Origin of the sequence: Pontibacter populi (genome assembly GCF_019336435.1) — a bacterium.
GTDB lineage: Bacteria > Bacteroidota > Bacteroidia > Cytophagales > Hymenobacteraceae > Pontibacter > Pontibacter humidus.
On the sequence record NZ_JAHWXQ010000001.1, the window covers coordinates 436,640 to 456,235 of the forward strand.

At 42.8% G+C, this 19,596-nt stretch carries 21 protein-coding genes; 4 read left to right on the forward strand and 17 right to left on the reverse strand.

Annotated elements, in window-relative coordinates:
* Positions 1–43: 43 nt before the first annotated feature.
* The 17 genes from KYK27_RS01835 to KYK27_RS01915 form a co-directional block, all read right to left on the reverse strand.
* Positions 44–430, reverse strand: a complete 387-nt coding sequence (locus tag KYK27_RS01835) for a DUF983 domain-containing protein (RefSeq protein ID WP_233150206.1) — start codon at positions 428–430, stop codon at positions 44–46.
* Positions 414–689 carry a hypothetical protein gene (locus tag KYK27_RS01840; RefSeq protein WP_199108359.1) on the reverse strand — a complete coding sequence of 92 codons (276 nt, stop codon included), beginning with the start codon at positions 687–689 and terminating at the stop codon, positions 414–416. The genes KYK27_RS01835 and KYK27_RS01840 overlap by 17 nt, the downstream gene beginning before the upstream one ends.
* 30 nt (positions 690–719) lie before the next feature.
* Complete coding sequence (locus tag KYK27_RS01845) at positions 720–1,277, reverse strand: DUF420 domain-containing protein (protein ID WP_199108360.1); 558 nt, start codon at positions 1,275–1,277, stop codon at positions 720–722.
* Positions 1,255–1,923 (reverse strand): SCO family protein, encoded by a 669-nt coding sequence (locus KYK27_RS01850; protein ID WP_199108361.1) that lies wholly within the window; start codon positions 1,921–1,923, stop codon positions 1,255–1,257. Before KYK27_RS01850 ends, KYK27_RS01845 begins: the two co-directional genes overlap by 23 nt.
* 10 nt (positions 1,924–1,933) lie before the next feature.
* On the reverse strand, positions 1,934–2,275 hold the full coding sequence (locus tag KYK27_RS01855; RefSeq protein WP_199108362.1) for a cytochrome C oxidase subunit IV family protein: 342 nt from the start codon (positions 2,273–2,275) through the stop codon (positions 1,934–1,936).
* A gap of 69 nt (positions 2,276–2,344) precedes the next feature.
* Positions 2,345–3,091 carry a cytochrome c oxidase subunit 3 gene (locus tag KYK27_RS01860; protein WP_199108363.1) on the reverse strand — a complete coding sequence of 249 codons (747 nt, stop codon included), beginning with the start codon at positions 3,089–3,091 and terminating at the stop codon, positions 2,345–2,347.
* Between the two features lie 20 nt (positions 3,092–3,111).
* Positions 3,112–3,690, reverse strand: a complete 579-nt coding sequence (locus KYK27_RS01865; RefSeq protein WP_199108364.1) for a heme-copper oxidase subunit III — start codon at positions 3,688–3,690, stop codon at positions 3,112–3,114.
* 2 nt (positions 3,691–3,692) lie between these two features.
* Entirely contained in the window at positions 3,693–4,595 is a 903-nt protein-coding gene (gene cyoE / locus KYK27_RS01870) for a heme o synthase (RefSeq protein ID WP_199108365.1), read from the reverse strand.
* 2 nt (positions 4,596–4,597) lie between these two features.
* On the reverse strand, positions 4,598–5,671 hold the full coding sequence (locus tag KYK27_RS01875; protein ID WP_199108366.1) for a COX15/CtaA family protein: 1,074 nt from the start codon (positions 5,669–5,671) through the stop codon (positions 4,598–4,600).
* 8 nt (positions 5,672–5,679) lie between these two features.
* Positions 5,680–7,509, reverse strand: coding sequence for a cbb3-type cytochrome c oxidase subunit I (locus tag KYK27_RS01880; RefSeq protein WP_199108367.1), 1,830 nt, complete (start codon positions 7,507–7,509; stop codon positions 5,680–5,682).
* Positions 7,510–7,527: 18 nt separating this feature from the next.
* The gene (locus tag KYK27_RS01885; RefSeq protein ID WP_199108368.1) at positions 7,528–8,595 is read right to left on the reverse strand and encodes a cytochrome c oxidase subunit II; all 1,068 of its coding nucleotides are present in this window, start codon (positions 8,593–8,595) and stop codon (positions 7,528–7,530) included.
* 24 nt (positions 8,596–8,619) lie between these two features.
* Entirely contained in the window at positions 8,620–9,879 is a 1,260-nt protein-coding gene (locus KYK27_RS01890) for a quinol:cytochrome C oxidoreductase (protein ID WP_199108369.1), read from the reverse strand.
* A gap of 26 nt (positions 9,880–9,905) precedes the next feature.
* On the reverse strand, positions 9,906–10,553 hold the full coding sequence (locus KYK27_RS01895) for a c-type cytochrome (RefSeq protein WP_199108370.1): 648 nt from the start codon (positions 10,551–10,553) through the stop codon (positions 9,906–9,908).
* Positions 10,553–11,077: a DUF3341 domain-containing protein gene (locus KYK27_RS01900; protein ID WP_199108371.1), complete on the reverse strand. Its 525-nt coding sequence runs from the start codon at positions 11,075–11,077 to the stop codon at positions 10,553–10,555. Before KYK27_RS01900 ends, KYK27_RS01895 begins: the two co-directional genes overlap by 1 nt.
* On the reverse strand, positions 11,070–12,506 hold the full coding sequence (gene nrfD, locus KYK27_RS01905) for an NrfD/PsrC family molybdoenzyme membrane anchor subunit (RefSeq protein WP_199108372.1): 1,437 nt from the start codon (positions 12,504–12,506) through the stop codon (positions 11,070–11,072). The genes KYK27_RS01900 and nrfD overlap by 8 nt, the downstream gene beginning before the upstream one ends.
* Before the next feature lie 20 nt (positions 12,507–12,526).
* Positions 12,527–15,520 (reverse strand): TAT-variant-translocated molybdopterin oxidoreductase, encoded by a 2,994-nt coding sequence (locus KYK27_RS01910; RefSeq protein ID WP_199108373.1) that lies wholly within the window; start codon positions 15,518–15,520, stop codon positions 12,527–12,529.
* 43 nt (positions 15,521–15,563) lie between these two features.
* On the reverse strand, positions 15,564–16,883 hold the full coding sequence (locus KYK27_RS01915) for a cytochrome c3 family protein (RefSeq protein WP_199109190.1): 1,320 nt from the start codon (positions 16,881–16,883) through the stop codon (positions 15,564–15,566).
* Between the two features lie 489 nt (positions 16,884–17,372).
* Here KYK27_RS01915 and rpsF point away from each other — a divergent pair, with 489 nt between their 5' ends.
* From rpsF to KYK27_RS01935, 4 genes are all read left to right on the forward strand, one after another.
* Positions 17,373–17,738 carry a 30S ribosomal protein S6 gene (gene rpsF / locus KYK27_RS01920; protein ID WP_199108374.1) on the forward strand — a complete coding sequence of 122 codons (366 nt, stop codon included), beginning with the start codon at positions 17,373–17,375 and terminating at the stop codon, positions 17,736–17,738.
* Positions 17,738–17,989: a 30S ribosomal protein S18 gene (rpsR, locus tag KYK27_RS01925; RefSeq protein ID WP_068838643.1), complete on the forward strand. Its 252-nt coding sequence runs from the start codon at positions 17,738–17,740 to the stop codon at positions 17,987–17,989. The genes rpsF and rpsR overlap by 1 nt, the downstream gene beginning before the upstream one ends.
* A gap of 13 nt (positions 17,990–18,002) precedes the next feature.
* Positions 18,003–18,446 (forward strand): 50S ribosomal protein L9, encoded by a 444-nt coding sequence (gene rplI / locus KYK27_RS01930; protein ID WP_199108375.1) that lies wholly within the window; start codon positions 18,003–18,005, stop codon positions 18,444–18,446.
* Positions 18,447–18,568: 122 nt separating this feature from the next.
* The gene (locus KYK27_RS01935) at positions 18,569–19,549 is read left to right on the forward strand and encodes a GSCFA domain-containing protein (RefSeq protein ID WP_199108376.1); all 981 of its coding nucleotides are present in this window, start codon (positions 18,569–18,571) and stop codon (positions 19,547–19,549) included.
* Positions 19,550–19,596 lie beyond the last annotated feature (47 nt).

Consider the following 19,596-nt stretch of genomic DNA (forward strand, 5'->3'; position numbering starts at 1 on the left):
TTTAACTAAAACGCAGGATAAGCCCTATTGATTCAGTACAGATTTATACCTTGTTATAGGTGGGATTATAGTTAATGCCTGAAAAAAAGTGCAGCATCAGCACGCGGGAGTAACGGAACAGGACAGGAGCTGCCAGAATTACGACAGCGGCGACCGTACTAATGTACACCCATGTAGGCGGATCTCCGGCCAGGTTATAAAGCAGCACGCCAACTATAAAAACAATTGCTACCGAAAAACCATAGCTAATATACATGGCGCCGTAAAAAAGACCTACTTCTACTTCGTAATGAAGACCACATACCGGGCAGTCCTCATACATGCTATCGAATTTGCGAAGGTTGTAAGCCGGATGTGTGAATATTTTACCTTGACGGCAACGTGGGCAACGGCAATTTAAAATAGCCCCTGCTTTAGATGGTACCGCCATTCTTATTTTTCTTGTTGCTCTTGTACCATAAAAAGCCTACTGTTCCGATCAGGATATATGGTATTGCCATCAGGTACAAAATACCTGTGTTCAATCCGGAACCAACTGCAGAATCAGCCTCTGTTTTGCCGGTTCCCACATTAGACTCAACTGTAGCGCGGCACATGGCGCACTGGCTATAGCTGTCCGTAGTTGTGGCAAGCATAAGCCCCAAAACGAAAACTATAGTTGCCAAACCTTTGATTGTTAACTTTTTCATATGCCCAACAAGTAATTTACTTTACGTAATTTAATTATAATATGGCGAAATAAGCAGGTAAACCAACACACCCGAAATTGCCACATACAACCAGATCGGGAAGGTCCAGCGGGATATGCGACGATGACGCGAAAGCTGATTTGTAATGCCAAAATAAACCGAGAGCAATACCAACGGAACTATAACTACCGCTAGCACAATATGCGTAAGCAGTACAAAATAATAAATATACTTTAGTGCGCCCTCTCCACCATAGATAGTACGTTCTCCTAAAAAGTGGTAGGTCACATACGATACCAGGAAGATAGCCGATAAGCCAAACGCTGTAAGCATTGAAGCGCGGTGCACTTTAATGTTATTACGTTTAATGCTATAGTACCCAACTATAAGCGCAATAGCCGTTAATGAATTCAGTATAGCATGCAATGGCGGTTGAAATGAAACGTCAACGGAGGCATCTGCTACTGATTTATCGAGGAAGAACAGAGCCGCTACAGCCACCGGAATTAAAATCGACAACGTAGCGATCAGGAACATCATGCGCCTTTCGCGGGCGGCATTGGCATTATTTACTTTTACTGTACTCATCTAATAGAACGTTAATCTCCAGTATAAGCCTGTCCACGTCGGTTACACTGGTACCTTTATAAACTCCTCTTACCTTATTCTCTTTATCCACCAGCATAAACCTATCGCTGTGTAAAAAATCTTCAGGGCCGCCGGTCTTTTGCAAAGGCAGTTTAAAACCATTTTGTGCTAAACTATAGATTTCCTTCTTGCTACCAGTCAGGAAATGCCACTTTGTTGTATCAGCGCTATATTCTGCTGCATACCCTTTTAATACACTGGCAGAATCTTCTTCAGGCTTGGTTGTAATAGAAACAAGTGCAATAGTTGGATTGTTCTGGTAAGCGTCCTGCACCCGTACTAACTGAGAACTCATTTTGCGGCATAGGTCCGGGCAATCAGTGTAAAAAAAGTTTACAACATAAATCTTGCCCTGCAGATCGGCCTGCGAAAAAGAATTGCTGCTCTGGTCGGTAAGTGTAAAATCCTGCACTGTCTGGAAAAGCGTATCGCCTTTCTCGTTAAGCAGAACTTCTCCTTTATCATTTGTTTCGGGGTAGTAGCCTTTTACTTTAAAATGATGCTCCCCGAAAGTATAGATAAATATAAAAACGAAAATAGGCACTAATATCAGGAGTCCTAACATTAGTGCCTTTATCTTACGCATGTAGTCTTCTTTATTTGAAATAATTGGTAATGGACTCGAAGTAGTAACTACCTTCTGCAATTAGTGCTACCATAAGCCAGGTTACCAGTGCCATTGGTAAAAGTATAGACCATATAAGCACTTTTGATTCGTGCTTTAAGTGCATAAACTCCCCTACAATGTAAAATGCCTTGAAAATGGTAAGGATAATAAAGATAGAGTTACGAACTGTACTGGCTTCCATTGTAAAAGCAAATATAAATTCTACTGCTGTTAGTGCTACCAGTATGATGAAAGTTCTCCAGATCGCTTTCGTTTGCGGTTTCGGAACTTCTCCAGCTGTATTAAAATCTTGTTCGTGATGCGTTGCCATATGTTATAACGTTTATACCTGTTATTACTGTTAAGTGCTTTGCAGGTAATTAGTTTATACTTTGTTCTGTTAGATCAGGTAGAAGAATGTGAAAACGAATACCCATACAAGGTCAACAAAGTGCCAGTACAGACCAACTTTCTCAACCATCTCGTAATGCCCGCGTCTGTGGTACACTCCGTTAACAGTGTTAATAAATATCATTACCAGCATGATCCAGCCAGTGAATACGTGCGTACCGTGGAAACCTGTAATAAAGAAGAACAGATCTGCAAACAACGGCGGGCCATATTGGTTCATGGTCAGGTTGGCACCCATTATAGTTGTACCATCAGCTAACTGCAATCCTACGCCATCACCTGCAATAAAGTGTGACCATTCCCATGCCTGACAACCAAGGAAAGTTGCACCAAACAGGATAGTCCATAGTAGCCACTTCTGCACATCATTCTTATCCATTCTGTGTCCGGCTTCAACGGCAAGTACCATTGTTACAGAACTAAGAATCAGAATCATTGTCATTAATGCCACGAATGCAAGCGGAAGATCCATGCCATGCAGACCAGGGAATGCATTAAATACTTTTTCAGGAATTGGCCACCACTCAGTAGAGAAAGTGAAATCTTCAGCTTTTCCGGTATAGGCCAGGTTGCTATGACGCGACAAACCATAAACGATCAGAAAGGCGCCAAATGTAAATGCATCGGACAGCAGGAAAAACCACATCATGAGTTTTCCATAGCTCGCTTTCAATGGTTCATTGCCACCATCCCATGTACCTGTATTAGGTGCTTCCAGCGTAGTTGATGTAGACATAGTTTATGTATAAAACGTGTTTAGTGATTTACCAGTAAAAAGAAGTACAAATATAGCCAAAGTCCGCCTAAAAAGTGCCAATACGTTGTACATAACTGTATACGCACCATTTTTTTAGAGTGCACTTTATATTTGAAGCTCGCTATCAATAGGATAGCTAAAAATATCAATCCTGTTATTAAGTGAAAACCGTGAACTCCTGTAAGTACATACAGAAATGAGCCGGCTGGGTTACTGTCAACGCCACCAAAGTAAACGTTATTCTGCACCAAATCGCCCCAGGCACTCAGCTGTCCATATAAAAAGACAATACCTAATACCATTGTAAGGACCAACATGATTTTAACCATGCTTAGGTTATTTTTTTTGGCTGCAAAATAAGCCCACTGCATTGTAATACTGCTTAGTATAATTACCGCAGTATTGATGATGAACATCTGTGGCAGGTCGAATTCCAGCCAGTTGCCTTCTTCGCGTCTTACGATATAAGCACTGGTAAAAGCACCGAACATCATCAGGATACTGATAATGATAAGCCAGAGCGCAAATTTAAGCGGGTGAACGCCTGCGGAATTTTGATTTTCTATGTTCGTAACCATGGTTATAGGTTAACTTTATCTAAAACAAATGCGATCTGTACGATCGGTAAATATAAAAATGAGCCGAACATAATATTCATGGCTGCTTTTTTAGTGCAGGTACGCATGAGATAAAATGTTTGGGCTAGGAACAGTACGCCACAAACTACTGCTATAAGCGCAGAGGTTGTTCCTGTCATACCAAATTGCAATGGTAACAGGCTAAACGGAATCAGTACCAAGGTATAGATCATGATCTGGAAAGCAGTTTTCAGATTTTTACCGCCAGCCATCGGCAGCATTTTAAACCCTGCCTTCTTGTAATCATCATCCAACACCCAGGCAATCGCCCAGAAATGCGGGAACTGCCACATAAACTGAATGCCGAATAATATCCAGGCTTCTACTCCTAAAACTCCTGTTGCTGCCACCCAACCTAATAGCGGAGGCATTGCGCCAGGAATAGCTCCTACAAACACACAGATTGGGCTTACACGTTTAAGTGGCGTATAAACAAATCCGTATAGTATAAGCGAAAGTAACGATAAAGCCGCTGTCAGCACATTGAAGGTATATCCCAGAATCAGTAATCCTGCTACACCCGTAACTATACAAACACCAATTGCTTCAGCTACGCTAACCTGCCCGGTTGGCAATGGTCGCTTCGCTGTGCGTTTCATCAGTTTGTCGTGCTCTCTTTCAATGATCTGATTTATAATGTTAGCAGATCCTGTTACCAGCAATCCCCCAATCATTACAAGAGCTATCTCCCAGTAAGTAGCTACTGGCCTGCCAAGTATAAACCCGATAGCACTGGAAAAAGAGACCGTAAAGCTTAGCCTGAACTTCAGTAACTTGAAATATGCTGAGGCTTTAGTACCCATTCCAATTTGAGGCAGTAGCGTTTTCTTTTCTTCAATCAACATCACTATACTATAGCTACCGACTTTTTATGCACCCTTTTAGATGCGTAATAATATATTATCAGAATCATGAACTCCGCTCCGAACAATAACGCTGCAAACGTTAAGTGAAGCGGTTGCATTACCGGCGGCATTGCAAAGTAGGTCAGAATAACACCGAAAGTAACCTCTGCCAGCACTATAAAGAGCATCACATTGGTCCAACGGGTTAATCTTTGGTCTTTTAGCTGATAGATCAGGTAAGCAAGATATAGATGCATGCCTACTACAACTATAGAAAAAGACCGGTGTATATAAAAACTTAAACCGAGGTTATCAATCCATTCCGCACGTAGCGCATTCCCCATGGTAAAAGCAACTATATCTATTTCTTCTCTGATCTGAGTGCCAAGCATTATCTGCCCGAACGTAGTTATAAGTACTGCCCAGATCATCACATTCAGCCTGCTGCTGAAAGGCAAAGTTGTTTTTTTATCGCGTTCTCTTACTCTTACAACAACATACTGCAACAAAGCAACAAGAACCAGCGCAAGCGCCATATGTATCGTAATCGTTATCGGTAACAGATTGGTAGATACAACGATAGACCCTAACCACCCTTGGAAACCAACGAGTATAAAACTAGCCAGCGATATGTAAAAAACAGAAGGGTCAGTTTTTAGAAAAGGTATAGCGTAGAGTAAGGTCAGAAATATCAGAATGCCTATGGCAACACCAACCAGCCTGTTCAGGTACTCTATCCAAGTTTTGGTTACATTAAACTCCGTTTCGGTGTACTGACTCGGATGTGTAAAGATATACGCTGCTACCTTATCAAATCCAGCTTTATCCAGGTAACCTGCCAGCTTCTGATTTTTTTCAATCCTCTTCTGTTTGTATACCTCCAGGTAATCTTCTGGCAATTGGTTAACATTAGTTGGAGGAACCCAACTTCCAAAGCACTTAGGCCAGTCTGGGCAACCCATGCCTGATCCCGTACTTCTGACGATTCCTCCAACTAAGATTAGAAAGTAAACAGCAATTACTGTAAGTACCCCTATTCTTCTAAATTTTTGTTCCTTAGAAGATTTATTAACCATTAATGAAATTACTCTAGAACTCTCTCCTGAGGCAGGTTTGATGATTGTGTCTCTGAGAAAGGTACGTTCTGTGGAATAAAGTCTTCAGCTGCACCTGGCTTGCTATAATCATAAGGCCATCTGTAAACAGCAGGGATCTCACCTGGCCAGTTACCGTGTCCCGGATTTACTGGTGTTGTCCATTCCAGTGTGTTAGAGTGCCATGGATTAAGTGTAGCTCTTCTTCCTTTAAACATGCTATAAATGAAGTTGAACAGGAATATGAACTGTGCAGTGAAACCGATTATAGCGGAAATACTAATGAAAGTATTAAGATCTGTAAACATGTTGAATGTTTCGAAACCTGTCCAGTTGTAGTATCTTCTTGGGAAACCTGCAATACCAACATAGTGCATTGGCATAAACACCAGGTAAACTGCAATAAATGTTAACCAAAAATGTACAAAACCCAGTTTCTCATCCATCATTCTGCCGAACATTTTCGGGAACCAGTGGTAAATACCGCAGAACATACCAAAGAACGCTGCTGCACCCATTACAAGGTGGAAGTGTGCTACCACAAAGTAAGTATCATGTAGCTGTATATCCAGCGCAGAGTTACCAAGTATGATACCTGTTAAACCACCTGAAATAAACAGAGAAACGAAACCGATTGCGAACATCATAGCAGATGTAAAGCGGATGTTACCTCTCCACAGTGTTGCCAACCAGTTAAATACTTTCACTGCCGATGGCACCGCAATAATCAGAGTCAGGAACATGAAGACCGAACCTAAGAATGGGTTCATACCTGTTACGAACATGTGGTGTGCCCAAACTACGAAAGAAAGTACGGCTATACCCAGCATTGAACCGATCATGGCTCTGTAACCAAATATTGGTTTGCGTGAATTAGTAGCAATAACTTCAGAAACTATACCGAAGGTTGGAAGGATTACAATGTACACTTCAGGGTGACCTAAGAACCAGAACAAGTGCTGGAACAGAATCGGGCTACCTCCTGTATTTGATAAGGCCTGTCCGGCAATATAAATATCAGATAGGAAGAAGCTGGTTCCGAAGCTACGGTCGAATATAAGAAGTAGAGCAGCTGATAAAAGTACCGGGAAAGATAGCAATCCCAGGATAGCTGTTAACGTAAATGCCCAGATTGTAAGAGGAAGTTTCGTCATAGACATCCCCTTTGTTCTAAGGTTAATAACTGTGGTTATATAGTTAACACCACCCAGCAGCTGAGAAATAATAAACAGCGCCATGCTTATTAACCATAAAGTCATACCAGTTCCTGAACCCTGGATAGCTTGCGGCAATGCACTTAATGGAGGATAAATAGTCCATCCACCACCTGCAGGACCTGTTTCAATGAACAAGGATGTGAACATGATGATACTTGCCAGGAAGAAAATCCAGAAAGACAACATGTTCATAAATCCTGATGCCATATCACGGGCACCGATCTGAAGCGGAATAAGGAAGTTACTGAAAGTACCACTTAAACCAGCTGTAAGAACGAAGAACACCATGATTGTACCGTGCATGGTAACCATTGCCAAGTAAAACTCCGGGTCAATCTTTCCATTCTGAACCCAACCACCAAGAATCGGTTCCAGGAAAGTAAAAGTAGCTTCCGGCCATCCTAACTGTAAGCGGAAAAGAACTGAAAGGAAACCACCGATGAAAGCCCATATAATACCCATGAAAAGATATTGCTTGGCAATAACTTTATGATCAAGGCTAAAAATGTACTTTTCAAAAAAATTCAAATCGTGATGATGATCATGCTCTTCATGGCCATGATGCATATCAGTCTGGTTAATAGCGATATCTGTACTAGACATTTTCTAAGTATTTAAATGCTATAATTCTGTTTTTTCTTCCTCTGCCGCAGCATCCAATCTTGTTGCTGGCTGATCAGCCGCAGTAGTCTTGAATTTTGCTACTACATCCGGGTTCTGTGACGCAAAAGCTTTCTGCCCTGCTAACCATGCTTCATAATCTTCCGGCTCATCAACTACAACTACATAGCGCATCGCAAAGTGACCACGACCGCATATTTCAGTACAAGCCAACTCATACTTAAATTCAGCATTACCGGTCTCATTTTGCATTTCACTAGTTGTCTTGGTTGGTACAAACCAGAACTTTGTAGGCATTCCCGGTACAGCATCCATCTTCTGACGGAAGTGAGGAAGGAACACACTGTGGATCACATCTCTAGAACGAATCTTAAATAACACAGGTTTACCTTTTGGAATATGTAACTCCAGCGGGTTAACTATATCGTCCTGTGCATTTGGATCTGAAAAATCAATACCAAATTCATTCGTCGCATCTATCAGAGACGTCTTTGTAATTCCAAGTTTTCCATCAGCACCAGGATATCTTACCATCCAGTTGAACTGCTTACCCATTACTTCTACTACAACTGCATCTGCAGGAGCAGCACTTGTAATGTTGGTCCATGTTTTCCAGCCGGCAAAAACAAGAATTGCCATTACTACCGCCGGGATCATAGTCCAGATAAGCTCCACTTTGTTATTGTGTGGATAATAGTAGGCGCGCTTATCGTCCTTATGCTGATATTTATATGAATACCAGAACAGAAGAACCTGTGTGATAACAAACACGATACCGATGATGATCATCGTTGTCCAGAACAATTCATCTGTCCATTCACCGTGCACGGATGCCACTGGCTGGTTCATCTCATCCCATGATGCAGAGAAAGACCATATAAAGGCAATTCCACCTATAATCAGGAACAGTAGCAGAAGCATACTATTCACTTTATTGCTTGTTTTAGTTGTACCTACTGCTTTCTGAGAGGAACCTCTGAATATAGATGCCAGCGTTCCGATCCTGAAAAGAAGGAAAAGAACAACAAAAAGCAGAAGTATGGATAAACCAATAGCGATCGTAATCATTGTATTGTGTTTTTAGTATTATCTCTAAACGTGATGGTGTATACTTTCTTCCAGGAACGGGTGATTAGCCGGTACCAGAGATGCTTTAGTAAGTCCTTTCGTAAATACCAGTAAGAATACTCCTAAGAAGATAAGTGTTGTTCCAATCTCAATGAAACCGATACCCGCATCTCCGCGCATAGTACCCGGCATCATCATCAGGTAAAAATCCAACCAGTGACCAATAAGAATTGCAATCATTACAATCTTAAGCATAATCATCTGACGTTTGGCATCTCTTGTCATCAACACCAGGAACGGGAACACAAAGTTAACAAGAAGGTTCACAAAGAATACCCACTTATAGTTTGGCCCTAATCGCTCTAAGAAGTAAATCGATTCTTCCGGAATGTTTGCATACCAGATCAGCATGAACTGAGAGAACCAGATATATGTCCAGAAGATAGAGAACGCAAATACAAACTTACCTAAGTCATGCAGGTGATTGGCGTTAACCATTTTCAGGTAACCATTCTGCTTCAGGAAAACTACTGTTAGTGTGATAGCGGCTAAACCAGCTACAAACCAGCTTGCAAACACATACCAACCAAACATAGTAGAGTACCAGTGTGTATCTATAGACAATACCCAGTCCCAGGCAGCCATAGAAGAAGATACACCAAATACTACCAGGAACATAGCTGAAACAGTAATGCTCTTATGATAGAAAGATGTTCCGCCATGCAGGTCTTCATTGATAGACATTCTTCTTAACCAGTTAAAGAACAATATCCATAGTGCAAAGAACAGAATCATTCTGATCAGGAAGAACCAAAAGTTCAGGTAACCTGATTTTCCGGAAATGATTGGGTCATAACGCGGATCATTTACATCGTAAAGGTATTCATGCGTCCAATGGAAGATATCATGTCCTCCAATAAGGAATATTATAATCATGATAATACCACCTATAGGTAAGAAATAACCCAAGGCTTCCGGGATACGCTTGATAAGAACTGACCAGCCTGCATATGCCACATACTGAACAGCAACAAAGAATACACCTACAAGTGCAATACCTGTAAAGTATACGTTATTTAACCAAAGGTTTATGAACAAGCGCTTCGTCCAAGAAGCAGCTTCGTGACCTGCAGCTGCAGCTTCACCATGTCCTTCACCATGTTCCGCTCCACCACCGGCAGCCATTAACAGTATACCTGCTATTAACAGGACAACACCTATGGCTATCATTAAGAAAAACTTGTTATTCGTTTTTCGTGGTATAATGAGTCTTTCTTCTGTCATTATTCTCAAAAATTAATGCTTCAGTCTTAATTATTAGGTGTTGCTGTTTCTGTTTGTGCTGAAGTTGTATCTGCTGCAGCTTCGGTTCCTTCAACAGTTGTTCCTGTTTCGCCTTTCTGCAACTGCTGAACATACATCACAATTTTCCAGCGCTCGTTAGGGTCTACCTGTGAGCCGTGAGGCATCATTCTGCCACGTCCGTTTGTGATAACGTGGAAGATATGTCCACCCGGTAATTCAGCTACTCTGCCAGCTGTATAAGAAGGCACACCTTTGAACTTCTGACCAACCAAGCCCTGACCATCACCCTGTTCACCATGGCATGGCGAGCAGAAACGTGTATAAAGGATCTTACCTTCTGCCAAGTTTGCACTGGTTCTTTCCAATGGATTTACCAGTTCTACACCTGCAGCTTCAGCATTATCAGCTGAAAGATACATATTATACCCCTGCTTGCCGCGTGCAACAGTTCCAACTGCAGGCTGACGCATGTTCATACCGCCCGGGTTGAACTTATTTTCTTTAATCTGTGAATATGGATCAAGAGGTATAGAATGATACATATCTGGTGCATATTCCAGACCTGGGTCTTGCTCGTTACTGCAGGCTACCAGCATTGCAGCAGAGAAGAGTACAGCAGAGGCTTTTACGCCAATATTCATGAAGTTTTTCATTACTTGATTACCTCCTTCTCGTTAACTTCGATAGCGCCGTTTGTACGAAGCAGGTTATTTAGTGCTGACATATCAGTTACGCCTTCCTTAACTTCGATGGCCATAACAAACTTGTCGTCTGTAGAGCGCTTGTCGAAAACATTCACTTTTAAAGATGGTCTAAGGCGCTGCACGATAAAGAATGTGATCACCATACCAAAAGCAGAGAAAAGTACCGTTAACTCAAAAGTTACTGGTATAAATGCCGGGATAGCGATGTGTGGTTTACCACCAATGATCATTGGCCAGTCAAAACCCAGCATCCAGATCTGCATCCAGAGCGCAAACGATGTTCCCATAAGACCGCAGAAAAATGCTACGATCGGAAGCCTGGAACGCTTGATACCTAATACATCATCGATGCCGTGTACAGGGTATGGCGAGAATACGTCATAAATCTTAGTACCGGCAGCCCGTACGTTTTCGATGGCTTCTAAAAGCACATCTTCATCATCGTAGATACCTAAAACAAATTTCTTATTCATTGCTATGATGTGTATTAGTGTTAGACTCAGGTGCAGTGCCATGCATAGACTTCGCATGTGAGTTATGAGGGTGATTCACGCCCGAAGATGACTTCAGAATCGCTTTTACTTCTGCCATGTTAATAACAGGGAAGAACTTACAGAACAGAAGGAAGAGTGTAAAGAACAACCCTATTGTACCTACATATACGCCGATATCGATGATCGTCGGAGAGAACATAGCCCATGAAGATGGCAGGTAATCTCTGTGCAGCGAGGTAACGATAATTACGAAACGCTCGAACCACATACCGATGTTTACGAAGATAGAGATGATGAATGTAGCTGTAAGGCTTCTTCTGATCTTTCTGAACCAGAATAACTGCGGCGTAATTACGTTACAGGTCATCATTGACCAGTAAGCCCACCAATAAGGTCCGAAAGCACGGTTGATAAAGGCATACTGCTCATATTCCACACCTGAATACCAGGCGATAAAGAACTCAGTTGTATAAGCAATACCAACGATAGAACCTGTCAGGATAATTACCTTGTTCATTGATTCCACGTGCTCCAGTGTGATGTAGTCTTCCAGGAAGAATACTTTTCTGGTGATGATCATCAGGGTTAACACCATCGCAAATCCTGAGAAGATCGCACCTGCCACGAAGTATGGAGGGAAGATTGTTGTGTGCCAGCCTGGGATTACAGACGTTGCAAAGTCCATGGATACGATCGTGTGTACAGAAAGTACCAGTGGCGTTGCAAGTCCAGCAAGGATCAAAGAAACTGTTTCGTAACGTGACCATGCTTTTGCTGAACCTGTCCAGCCCATTGATAAAGCCGCGTAAGCTCTTCTTGCTATAGGACCGGTTGCTCTGTCGCGGATGGTTGCAAAGTCAGGAATAAGACCAATGTACCAGAATACTAACGATACAGAGAAATACGTTGAAATAGCGAACACGTCCCAAAGCAGCGGAGAGTTGAAGTTTACCCAAAGCGAACCAAAGGTGTTTGGCAATGGTAAAACCCAGTAAGCTAACCAAGGACGGCCCATGTGTAGTACCGGGAACATCGCGGCGCAGATTACGGCGAAGATAGTCATCGCCTCGGCTGCACGGTTAATAGAAGTTCTCCACTTCTGACGGAACAGTAAAAGGATAGCTGAGATAAGCGTACCGGCGTGACCAATACCTACCCACCACACGAAGTTGGTGATATCCCATGCCCAACCTACTGTTTTGTTCAATCCCCATTCACCGATACCATACCATAGGGTGCGGTAAACAGAGTATAAAAATATAGCGAGGCCTACCAGGGCAACAGCAAGAGCGGCAGCCCAACGGATGTTAGGCTTCGCTTCTACTTGTCTGCAGACATCTTGTGTGATGTCGTGGTATGTTTTCCCCCCTGTTACCAGAGGCTCTCTTATCGGAGATACATGCTGCATAATTCTCTCGAATTTTATTTTTAAGCTAAGTTTCTAATTTTAGTCAGGTAAGTCACGTTTGGCTGAACGTTAAGTTCTTCCAGTACGTGGAAGGCACGCTCACCTTTCTCGTGTGCCAGAACCTTTGAGATACGGCTTTCTTTATCCAGCATATCACCGAATACAATCGCTTCTGTAGGGCAAGACTGTGCACAGGCAGTTACGATTTCACCATCTTTAGGTCTTCTGTTCTCACGTTTCGCTTCTAACTTACCAAGCTGAACACGCTGTACGCAGAAAGAGCATTTCTCCATCACACCGCGTCCACGAACCGTAACATCCGGGTTAAGTACAAACTTAGCCAGGTCGTTATTCATGGTATAGTCAAACTTATCGTTGTTAGAATAAGCGAACCAGTTAAAGCGACGAACTTTGTAAGGGCAGTTGTTAGCACAGTAACGTGTACCTACGCAACGGTTGTAAGCCATCTGGTTAATACCTTCAGAGCTGTGCATTGTTGCAGCTACCGGGCAAACAGTTTCACACGGAGCGTGGTTACAGTGCTGGCAAAGCATCGGCTGGAAAATAACAGAAGGGTTTTCTGCCGGATCTTCCATCGTTTCATAATCCTTCGCCTCGTGCTCTACTGCGCTATAGTATCTATCGATACGCATCCAGTGCATTTCACGACGCATCAGAACTTCAGCTTTACCTACAACCGGAATGTTATTCTCAGCCTGGCAGCTTATCGTACAAGCGCCGCAACCAATACATGAGTTAAGGTCGATAACCATACCCCAATGGTGGTTCTTGTACTCATAATCATCCCAAAGTGAGATAGTAGCCGGCTTCGCAGGGCCTTCATGTGTTGCAATGCGAATGTATTCCGTTACATCTTTAGGATTCTCTTTATACTTAGCCAACGTGTTTTCCTGCACTACCAGACGATCCATGATCGTGTGGTGTGTCTGCATCTGAGCAATTTCAGATGTAGCGTTGGTTTTTTCTATTTTAACAGGGCTTGTATAAGAAATGCTGTTGTTTGCTACAGTTGCAATCGGGAATGCATTTGCACCCAGACCTTTTGCAACCGGCATTGAATCTGTAGTACGACCGTAACCCATTGCAATACCAACAGTACCCTGTGCCTGACCTGGCTGTACAAGTACCGGAAGTTCGATAACTGAATTGTTAGCTAACGTTACTTTAACAACAGTACCCTGCTCAAGCTTCATTTCTTCTGCCATCTTGCGTGGCATAGCTACATAGTTACCCCATGTCGCTTTAGAAATAGGGTCAGCCATTTCCTGTAACCATGGGTTGTTAGCTTCTACGCCAGAACCGATAGCTACTTTTTCGTAAAGAACAGCCTCGATAGCACCTGCAGCTGCTTTAACGTTTGATGCACCTATAGTTGCCGGAGTAAAGGTATTGCTAACAGCAAGCATGCTGCTACCATTCTGCAATACACCGTCATGCACTGCCTGCTCCCAGGCTTTATTAAAGTCACCAGTCAATACTTTCCTCCAGTTATTGCGGATGTATTCGTAGTAGCTGGTTGAGTTACCACTCCAGGTTAACAGGGAATCCTGCATCTGGCGGGTAGTAAAGATCGGAGAAAGAACAGGCTGAGCTAAGCTGATATAGCCTTTCTTAGGTTCGTAATCGTTCCATGACTCCAGGAAGTTATGATCCGGCGCCACGATATCTGCCAACGCTGCAGTTTCATCCAGACGCTCAGCAAACGTTACTTTCAAGCCTACTTTCTTCAGGCCACTAGCAATTTTGTCAGCAAGCGGGTGATCGTAGGCAGGGTTTGCGTTATAGAAGAACACAGCACCAACAGAGCCATTGTTCATTTCATTGATCAGGCGGATCATCTGCGCATCGTTACCCTGCTTTACAAAGTAAGGAGTAGCAGCGTCTATAGTTGAACCATTAGCTCCTAAAGAGTTATTAATGGCAGCAACCATTGCCTGAACTGAAGGATCGTTAGAGCCAGAAACAACAAGTGCCTTGCCTGAATTAGCTTTAAGATCTTTTACAGCATTTGCTAATGCTTTAGAATCGATACCTTCTACTGAGCCAGCTGCACCACCACCTGTAATGGCACTGTAAAGCGCTGAAACGACAGCATGCTCTTGTGATGGCTTGATTGGAACACGGATATCGGCGTTAGCACCAGTAAGCGACATGATTGTCTCGAACTGATAGTGACGCGACATATCCTTCTTGTCAGCAGATAACTTTCTGTTTGTGATATATTGTTTCGAGAAGATAACCGGCGCTAACCAGGTACCCAGGAAATCTGCATTGATACTAACTATAATGTTTGCCTTGCTGAAATCATAGCCAGGAACCACACCATTGTTAGCGCTTAGTAATGCTGATGAAGAGGTGGCATCGTAAACTACGTGTTCGAAGTTTCCGAAACGTGAACCGAACTCATTGATCAGCTGCTTGGTAGATGGAGAAATTACTGTAGACGAAACTATAGCAACCTTGCCACTTACAGAACCTAAACGGGAAGCGATCTCTTTGTCAACCTGCTCCCATGTAGCTTCTTTTCCTTTTAATAATGGTGTACGAAGTCTGTTGTTATCATACACGCTTAGTACTGCAGCCTGCGCTCTTGCACTTGTACCAATTGGCGTAAGTGCAGACGTAGGGTTTGGCTCGATCTTGATCGGACGTGCCTCACGGGTCTTTACAAGAATACTGTTGTAATCTCCGTTAAGATAATAAGTAGAGGCATACCAGTTAGCTGTTCCTGGTTCTACATCCACTGGCTTGTTTAGGTAAGGAATTGCTTTTCTTACCGGCGCCTCGCACGAAGCAAGCGATACAGCAGCAACACTGAAACCTAATAGCTTCAGAAAGTCTCTGCGGTGTGTTTTACCACTTCCTGAGGTCTCTTGGCCACTGCCTTCACCAACTGGCAGGAATTCTGGAAACTCATTATGAGCATGCTTTGCGAACTCCGGAGTATTTTCTAACTCCTCAATTCCTTTCCAGTATTTTATTCTGTCTTGCATAATATGTTTAGAAAACTCGAATATTCAGATTAAAATTGACTGCTTAGTAGTGACACTTAGAACACTCTGTACCCCCGTTTGATGCTACAGTGAACGCTCCTTTAGAAGAAGATTCGTGTAGTTTCACAAGGTTATCATAGTATGCGTTTCCTTGAGTGTTCAGCGGTGTTTCGCGGTGGCAGTCGATACACCAGCCCATCGTAAGTGGAGAATATTGATAAACAACATCCATTTCCTCGATAGGTCCGTGGCAGGTCTGGCATTCTACACCACCCACTTGTGTGTGCTGCGAGTGGTTAAAGTAAGAAAGATCAGGCAGGTTGTGGATACGTACCCACTCGATTGGCTTGTTACGCTCAATAGCCTTGTAAATCTTCTGAATCTCAGGAGACTCTTTTTTGATCTGGCTATGGCAGTTCATACAGATGTTAGCCGAAGGAATACTAGCACTCTTGCTTTCGTAAACAGTTGAGTGGCAGTAGTTACAATCGATCTGGTGCTCACCTGCGTGTAGTTTGTGCGAGAAAGCGATCGGCTGCTTAGGAGCATAGCCCTGCTGTATACCAATACCCATTACCTTATCAAGGCTCAGGTCCAGCAATACCACTACAAAGATCAGCAGTACCAGCGTACGAACCGCTTTAGACTTATAGATCTTAGAGAAGTCGAAACGCTGATTTACGATTTCTCTATCGTCTTCAGCAAGTTCACGGTTCTTGTTTAAGTAGTTTTTAAGCAGTGAAGAGATCAGTAAAAGTGTTACCACTAACACGATCAGCACAACTATAAGTACTACTAATATAATATCTAAATAACCGCCAACAGCACCTATTGCATCAGTACCAACATTCTCACCCGGTGTAGCTCCTTCCGGACCTGCAACCGTGGTTGGTGTGGCAGCTGCTACATTAGCCTGCGCATCAACATATGCTAAGATAGATTTGATCTCATCGTCAGAGAAAGCAAAAGAAGGCATTGCCTGCTTGTTGTACTCATTGTAAATAGCAACAGCATGCTCATCGCCTGACTGAATAAGAGCCTGAGAGTTTTTAATCCAGCTGATCAGCCAGCTCTCGCTTCTTGCCTTTGTTACGCCCTTTAAACCAGGACCAACAATCACATCGCTACCTGCAGAGTGGCAAACGGCACAGTTATTTTTAAATAAAGCAGCACCAGCGTCAATAATCGCAGGATCTGCAGAACCTGTTTCAGCACCTTCAGTAGAACCTGGCTCTACTCCTTTAGTAGCTATTTCCGCCTGCTCGCTATCCTGCGCCTGTGTCCCGAAGGTTACAGCCAGAGTTAACAAGAAGGCAAGAAAAATCTTGTGTGTAGTTTTAAGTATACAGCTAATCGTAGCCATCATCACTTGCGTTTTAGTATAATGGTGAACTTACTTTTCGGGCACAAACTTACTATGCGATTTCCATTATTCAAACAGATACTTTTTATTTTTGGAACCTTATGCATAGGTAGTTGGTTTCCAGACCTCGAACAGTCAAAATATCGTTTATTTCCGTTTTTAAGGCTTTTTATTTAGAATCATTTTAAATTACTAGGCCTTTCATACTAATAAATCCTGGTTTGTTTTGTCTAATTTCAGCTTGGTTTTAGTACAATTACCTGTGGGTATACTTGCATACTGTGTTATTAGTTTTTAATGCAAGTTTTTATTAATTTAAACACCTTCTTCAAAAACCAATATTACGCCTTATTTATATAATATACCTTTCCTGCCTATAACTATAGGCTAACTATTCTTTTGGCTCAGCTACATTTATCGCGTAAACTTTTGGTTTTAAAAATACTAAGCTGTAATTTTGCGAGCTAAATCAAAAAATTCTACTAGAGAATGGAATTAAAAAATTACGAAACGGTCTTCATCCTGACTCCTCTGTTGAACGAGGTGCAGATGCAAGAAACGGTCGAGAAGTTCAGACAGGTGCTTAAGGAAAATAGCGCCGACATTATCCACGAGGAGAACTGGGGTCTACGTAAGCTTGCTTACCCAATCCAGAAGAAATCAACTGGTTTCTATCATCTAATCGAGTTTAAGGCTCCCGGAACAGTTGTAGATCAGCTTGAGCTGACTTACCGCCGCGACGAGAAAGTTGTTCGCTTCCTGACCACTGTACTGGATAAGCACGCAGTTGCTTATAACGAGCGCAGAAGAAATGGCGAGTTCAAACAAGCTAAAAAAGAGGAGGTTAAAGGATAATGAGCTTAGTTAACGAAAGAGTACACAAGCAGGAGAATCGTCAGAAATACTGCCGTTTCAAGAAGAGCGGTATTAAGTACATCGATTACAAAGATGGTAACTTCCTCCTGAAATTTGTAAATGAGCAGGGCAAGATTCTTCCAAGAAGATTAACTGGTACCAGCCTTAAGTTCCAGCGTAAAGTAGCTCAGGCGGTTGCAAGAGCTCGTCACCTGGCGATTTTACCTTATGTAACAGATTCTTTAAAATAAGGAGGGACTAGAGATGGAAGTAATACTTAAAGATGACGTTAAAGGCTTAGGCTACAAAAACGATACAGTTGATGTAAAGCCTGGTTATGGCCGTAACTACCTGATCCCTCAGGGTCTTGCAGTTATCGCTGACAAAGCAAACAAGAAAATGGTAGCTGAGAACATCCGTCAGGCTGCTCACAAAGCTGATAAAATCAAGAACGACGCACAGGAACTGGCTAACAGCATCGGTGACATCACACTTGAGATTCCGGCTAAAGTTGGTGAGACTGGTAAGATCTTCGGTTCAGTAACTACAAACCAACTTTCTGAGGCTCTTAAGGCTAAAGGATTTGATGTAGACCGTAAGCGTATCTCTTTTGATCAGGATGTGAAAACTGCAGGTGAATATACTGCATCTATCAACCTGCACAAAGAAGTGAAGCACACCGTTAAATTCAACGTAGTATCTGAGTAATCAGAACTATAGTTTATATAAAAGCGCCCCGAAGTTATTCGGGGCGCTTTTTTTATGCCTGTACATACCTATAACTTATAACTATAGTTTGTAGTTTTAGCAGCAAAACAAATTACCATACTATGTTCCGTACCGAAATAACGCTACCTGCATCCGGCCTGAATCTGAGTCTGCACGACAAAGCAGTAACGATAGGTTCGTGCTTTGCAGAAGTTATCGGCACAAAACTGAAAGACTTTAAAGCTGATGTACTGGTAAACCCTTTCGGAACAATATTTAACCCGGTATCAGTGTGCCGGTTGTTACAGGCAGTTGCCGGCGAGCCTTTAAACCTGGAGCAAAGCCTGATACAGCGCGATGGTATCTGGTATAGTTACGACCTGCATTCGTCTCTCTCCTCCCCTAACAAAGACCAGCTGCTGCACCTGATAACCCAGCGGATCACACAAACACGCGAGCATCTTAAAAATGCCAGGCTGCTGATCATTACATTTGGCACTGCTGTATCTTATAAACTCACCGATACCGGAACTATAGTTGCCAACTGCCACAAATTACCCGCGAAGCAATTCAGCAGAACATTATTAACTATAGAGGAGATCAACTATAGCCTGGAGACTTGTTACCAGGCGCTCAAAAAATTTAATCCCGAGCTCCAAACTATAGTTACTGTCAGCCCGGTGCGCCATCTAAAAGAAACACTGCCAACAAACAGTGTTAGTAAATCCATACTCCGGGTGGCCACACATATTATAACCGAGCGTTACAAAGATGTACTGTACTTTCCGGCTTATGAGATCATGCTGGATGACCTGCGTGACTACCGCTTTTACGGCCCGGATATGCTGCACCCTACTCCGGTTGCTGAAGACTATATCTGGCAAAAATTTGCATCTGCTTATTTGGACCCGCTTTTCCAGGAGTTTATACCTGCCTGGGAAAAGATAAGAAGCGCTATGGCCCATCGCCCGTTTCACCCGAACACAGAAGCCCATCAGGCCTTTATTACCAAAACTATAGCCCAACTACAGCAGCTGGCTGCCAACTATAACATTGCCACCGGGTCGGAAGAACTTGAGCTACGCCGGCAGCTGACAACTTAATTTGTTGCTGGCTTAACAACAAAGTAGCTGAAGCCCGTAAAATAAAG

Bases quoted from the DNA above. Each gene is read 5' to 3' on its own strand.
- KYK27_RS01890 (WP_199108369.1), bottom strand. From the start codon at position 9,879: ATGACAGAAGAAAGACTCATTATACCACGAAAAACGAATAACAAGTTT.
- rplI (WP_199108375.1), top strand. From the start codon at position 18,003: ATGGAAGTAATACTTAAAGATGACGTTAAAGGCTTAGGCTACAAAAAC.
- KYK27_RS01875 (WP_199108366.1), bottom strand. From the start codon at position 5,671: ATGGTTAATAAATCTTCTAAGGAACAAAAATTTAGAAGAATAGGGGTA.
- KYK27_RS01900 (WP_199108371.1), bottom strand. From the start codon at position 11,077: ATGAATAAGAAATTTGTTTTAGGTATCTACGATGATGAAGATGTGCTT.
- KYK27_RS01860 (WP_199108363.1), bottom strand. From the start codon at position 3,091: ATGTCTACATCAACTACGCTGGAAGCACCTAATACAGGTACATGGGAT.
- KYK27_RS01865 (WP_199108364.1), bottom strand. From the start codon at position 3,690: ATGGTTACGAACATAGAAAATCAAAATTCCGCAGGCGTTCACCCGCTT.
- KYK27_RS01880 (WP_199108367.1), bottom strand. From the start codon at position 7,509: ATGTCTAGTACAGATATCGCTATTAACCAGACTGATATGCATCATGGC.
- cyoE (WP_199108365.1), bottom strand. From the start codon at position 4,595: ATGTTGATTGAAGAAAAGAAAACGCTACTGCCTCAAATTGGAATGGGT.
- KYK27_RS01895 (WP_199108370.1), bottom strand. From the start codon at position 10,553: ATGAAAAACTTCATGAATATTGGCGTAAAAGCCTCTGCTGTACTCTTC.
- nrfD (WP_199108372.1), bottom strand. From the start codon at position 12,506: ATGCAGCATGTATCTCCGATAAGAGAGCCTCTGGTAACAGGGGGGAAA.
- rpsF (WP_199108374.1), top strand. From the start codon at position 17,373: ATGGAATTAAAAAATTACGAAACGGTCTTCATCCTGACTCCTCTGTTG.
- rpsR (WP_068838643.1), top strand. From the start codon at position 17,738: ATGAGCTTAGTTAACGAAAGAGTACACAAGCAGGAGAATCGTCAGAAA.
- KYK27_RS01835 (WP_233150206.1), bottom strand. From the start codon at position 430: ATGGCGGTACCATCTAAAGCAGGGGCTATTTTAAATTGCCGTTGCCCA.
- KYK27_RS01840 (WP_199108359.1), bottom strand. From the start codon at position 689: ATGAAAAAGTTAACAATCAAAGGTTTGGCAACTATAGTTTTCGTTTTG.
- KYK27_RS01850 (WP_199108361.1), bottom strand. From the start codon at position 1,923: ATGCGTAAGATAAAGGCACTAATGTTAGGACTCCTGATATTAGTGCCT.
- KYK27_RS01885 (WP_199108368.1), bottom strand. From the start codon at position 8,595: ATGATTACGATCGCTATTGGTTTATCCATACTTCTGCTTTTTGTTGTT.
- KYK27_RS01855 (WP_199108362.1), bottom strand. From the start codon at position 2,275: ATGGCAACGCATCACGAACAAGATTTTAATACAGCTGGAGAAGTTCCG.
- KYK27_RS01935 (WP_199108376.1), top strand. From the start codon at position 18,569: ATGTTCCGTACCGAAATAACGCTACCTGCATCCGGCCTGAATCTGAGT.
- KYK27_RS01915 (WP_199109190.1), bottom strand. From the start codon at position 16,883: ATGGCTACGATTAGCTGTATACTTAAAACTACACACAAGATTTTTCTT.
- KYK27_RS01910 (WP_199108373.1), bottom strand. From the start codon at position 15,520: ATGCAAGACAGAATAAAATACTGGAAAGGAATTGAGGAGTTAGAAAAT.
- KYK27_RS01845 (WP_199108360.1), bottom strand. From the start codon at position 1,277: ATGAGTACAGTAAAAGTAAATAATGCCAATGCCGCCCGCGAAAGGCGC.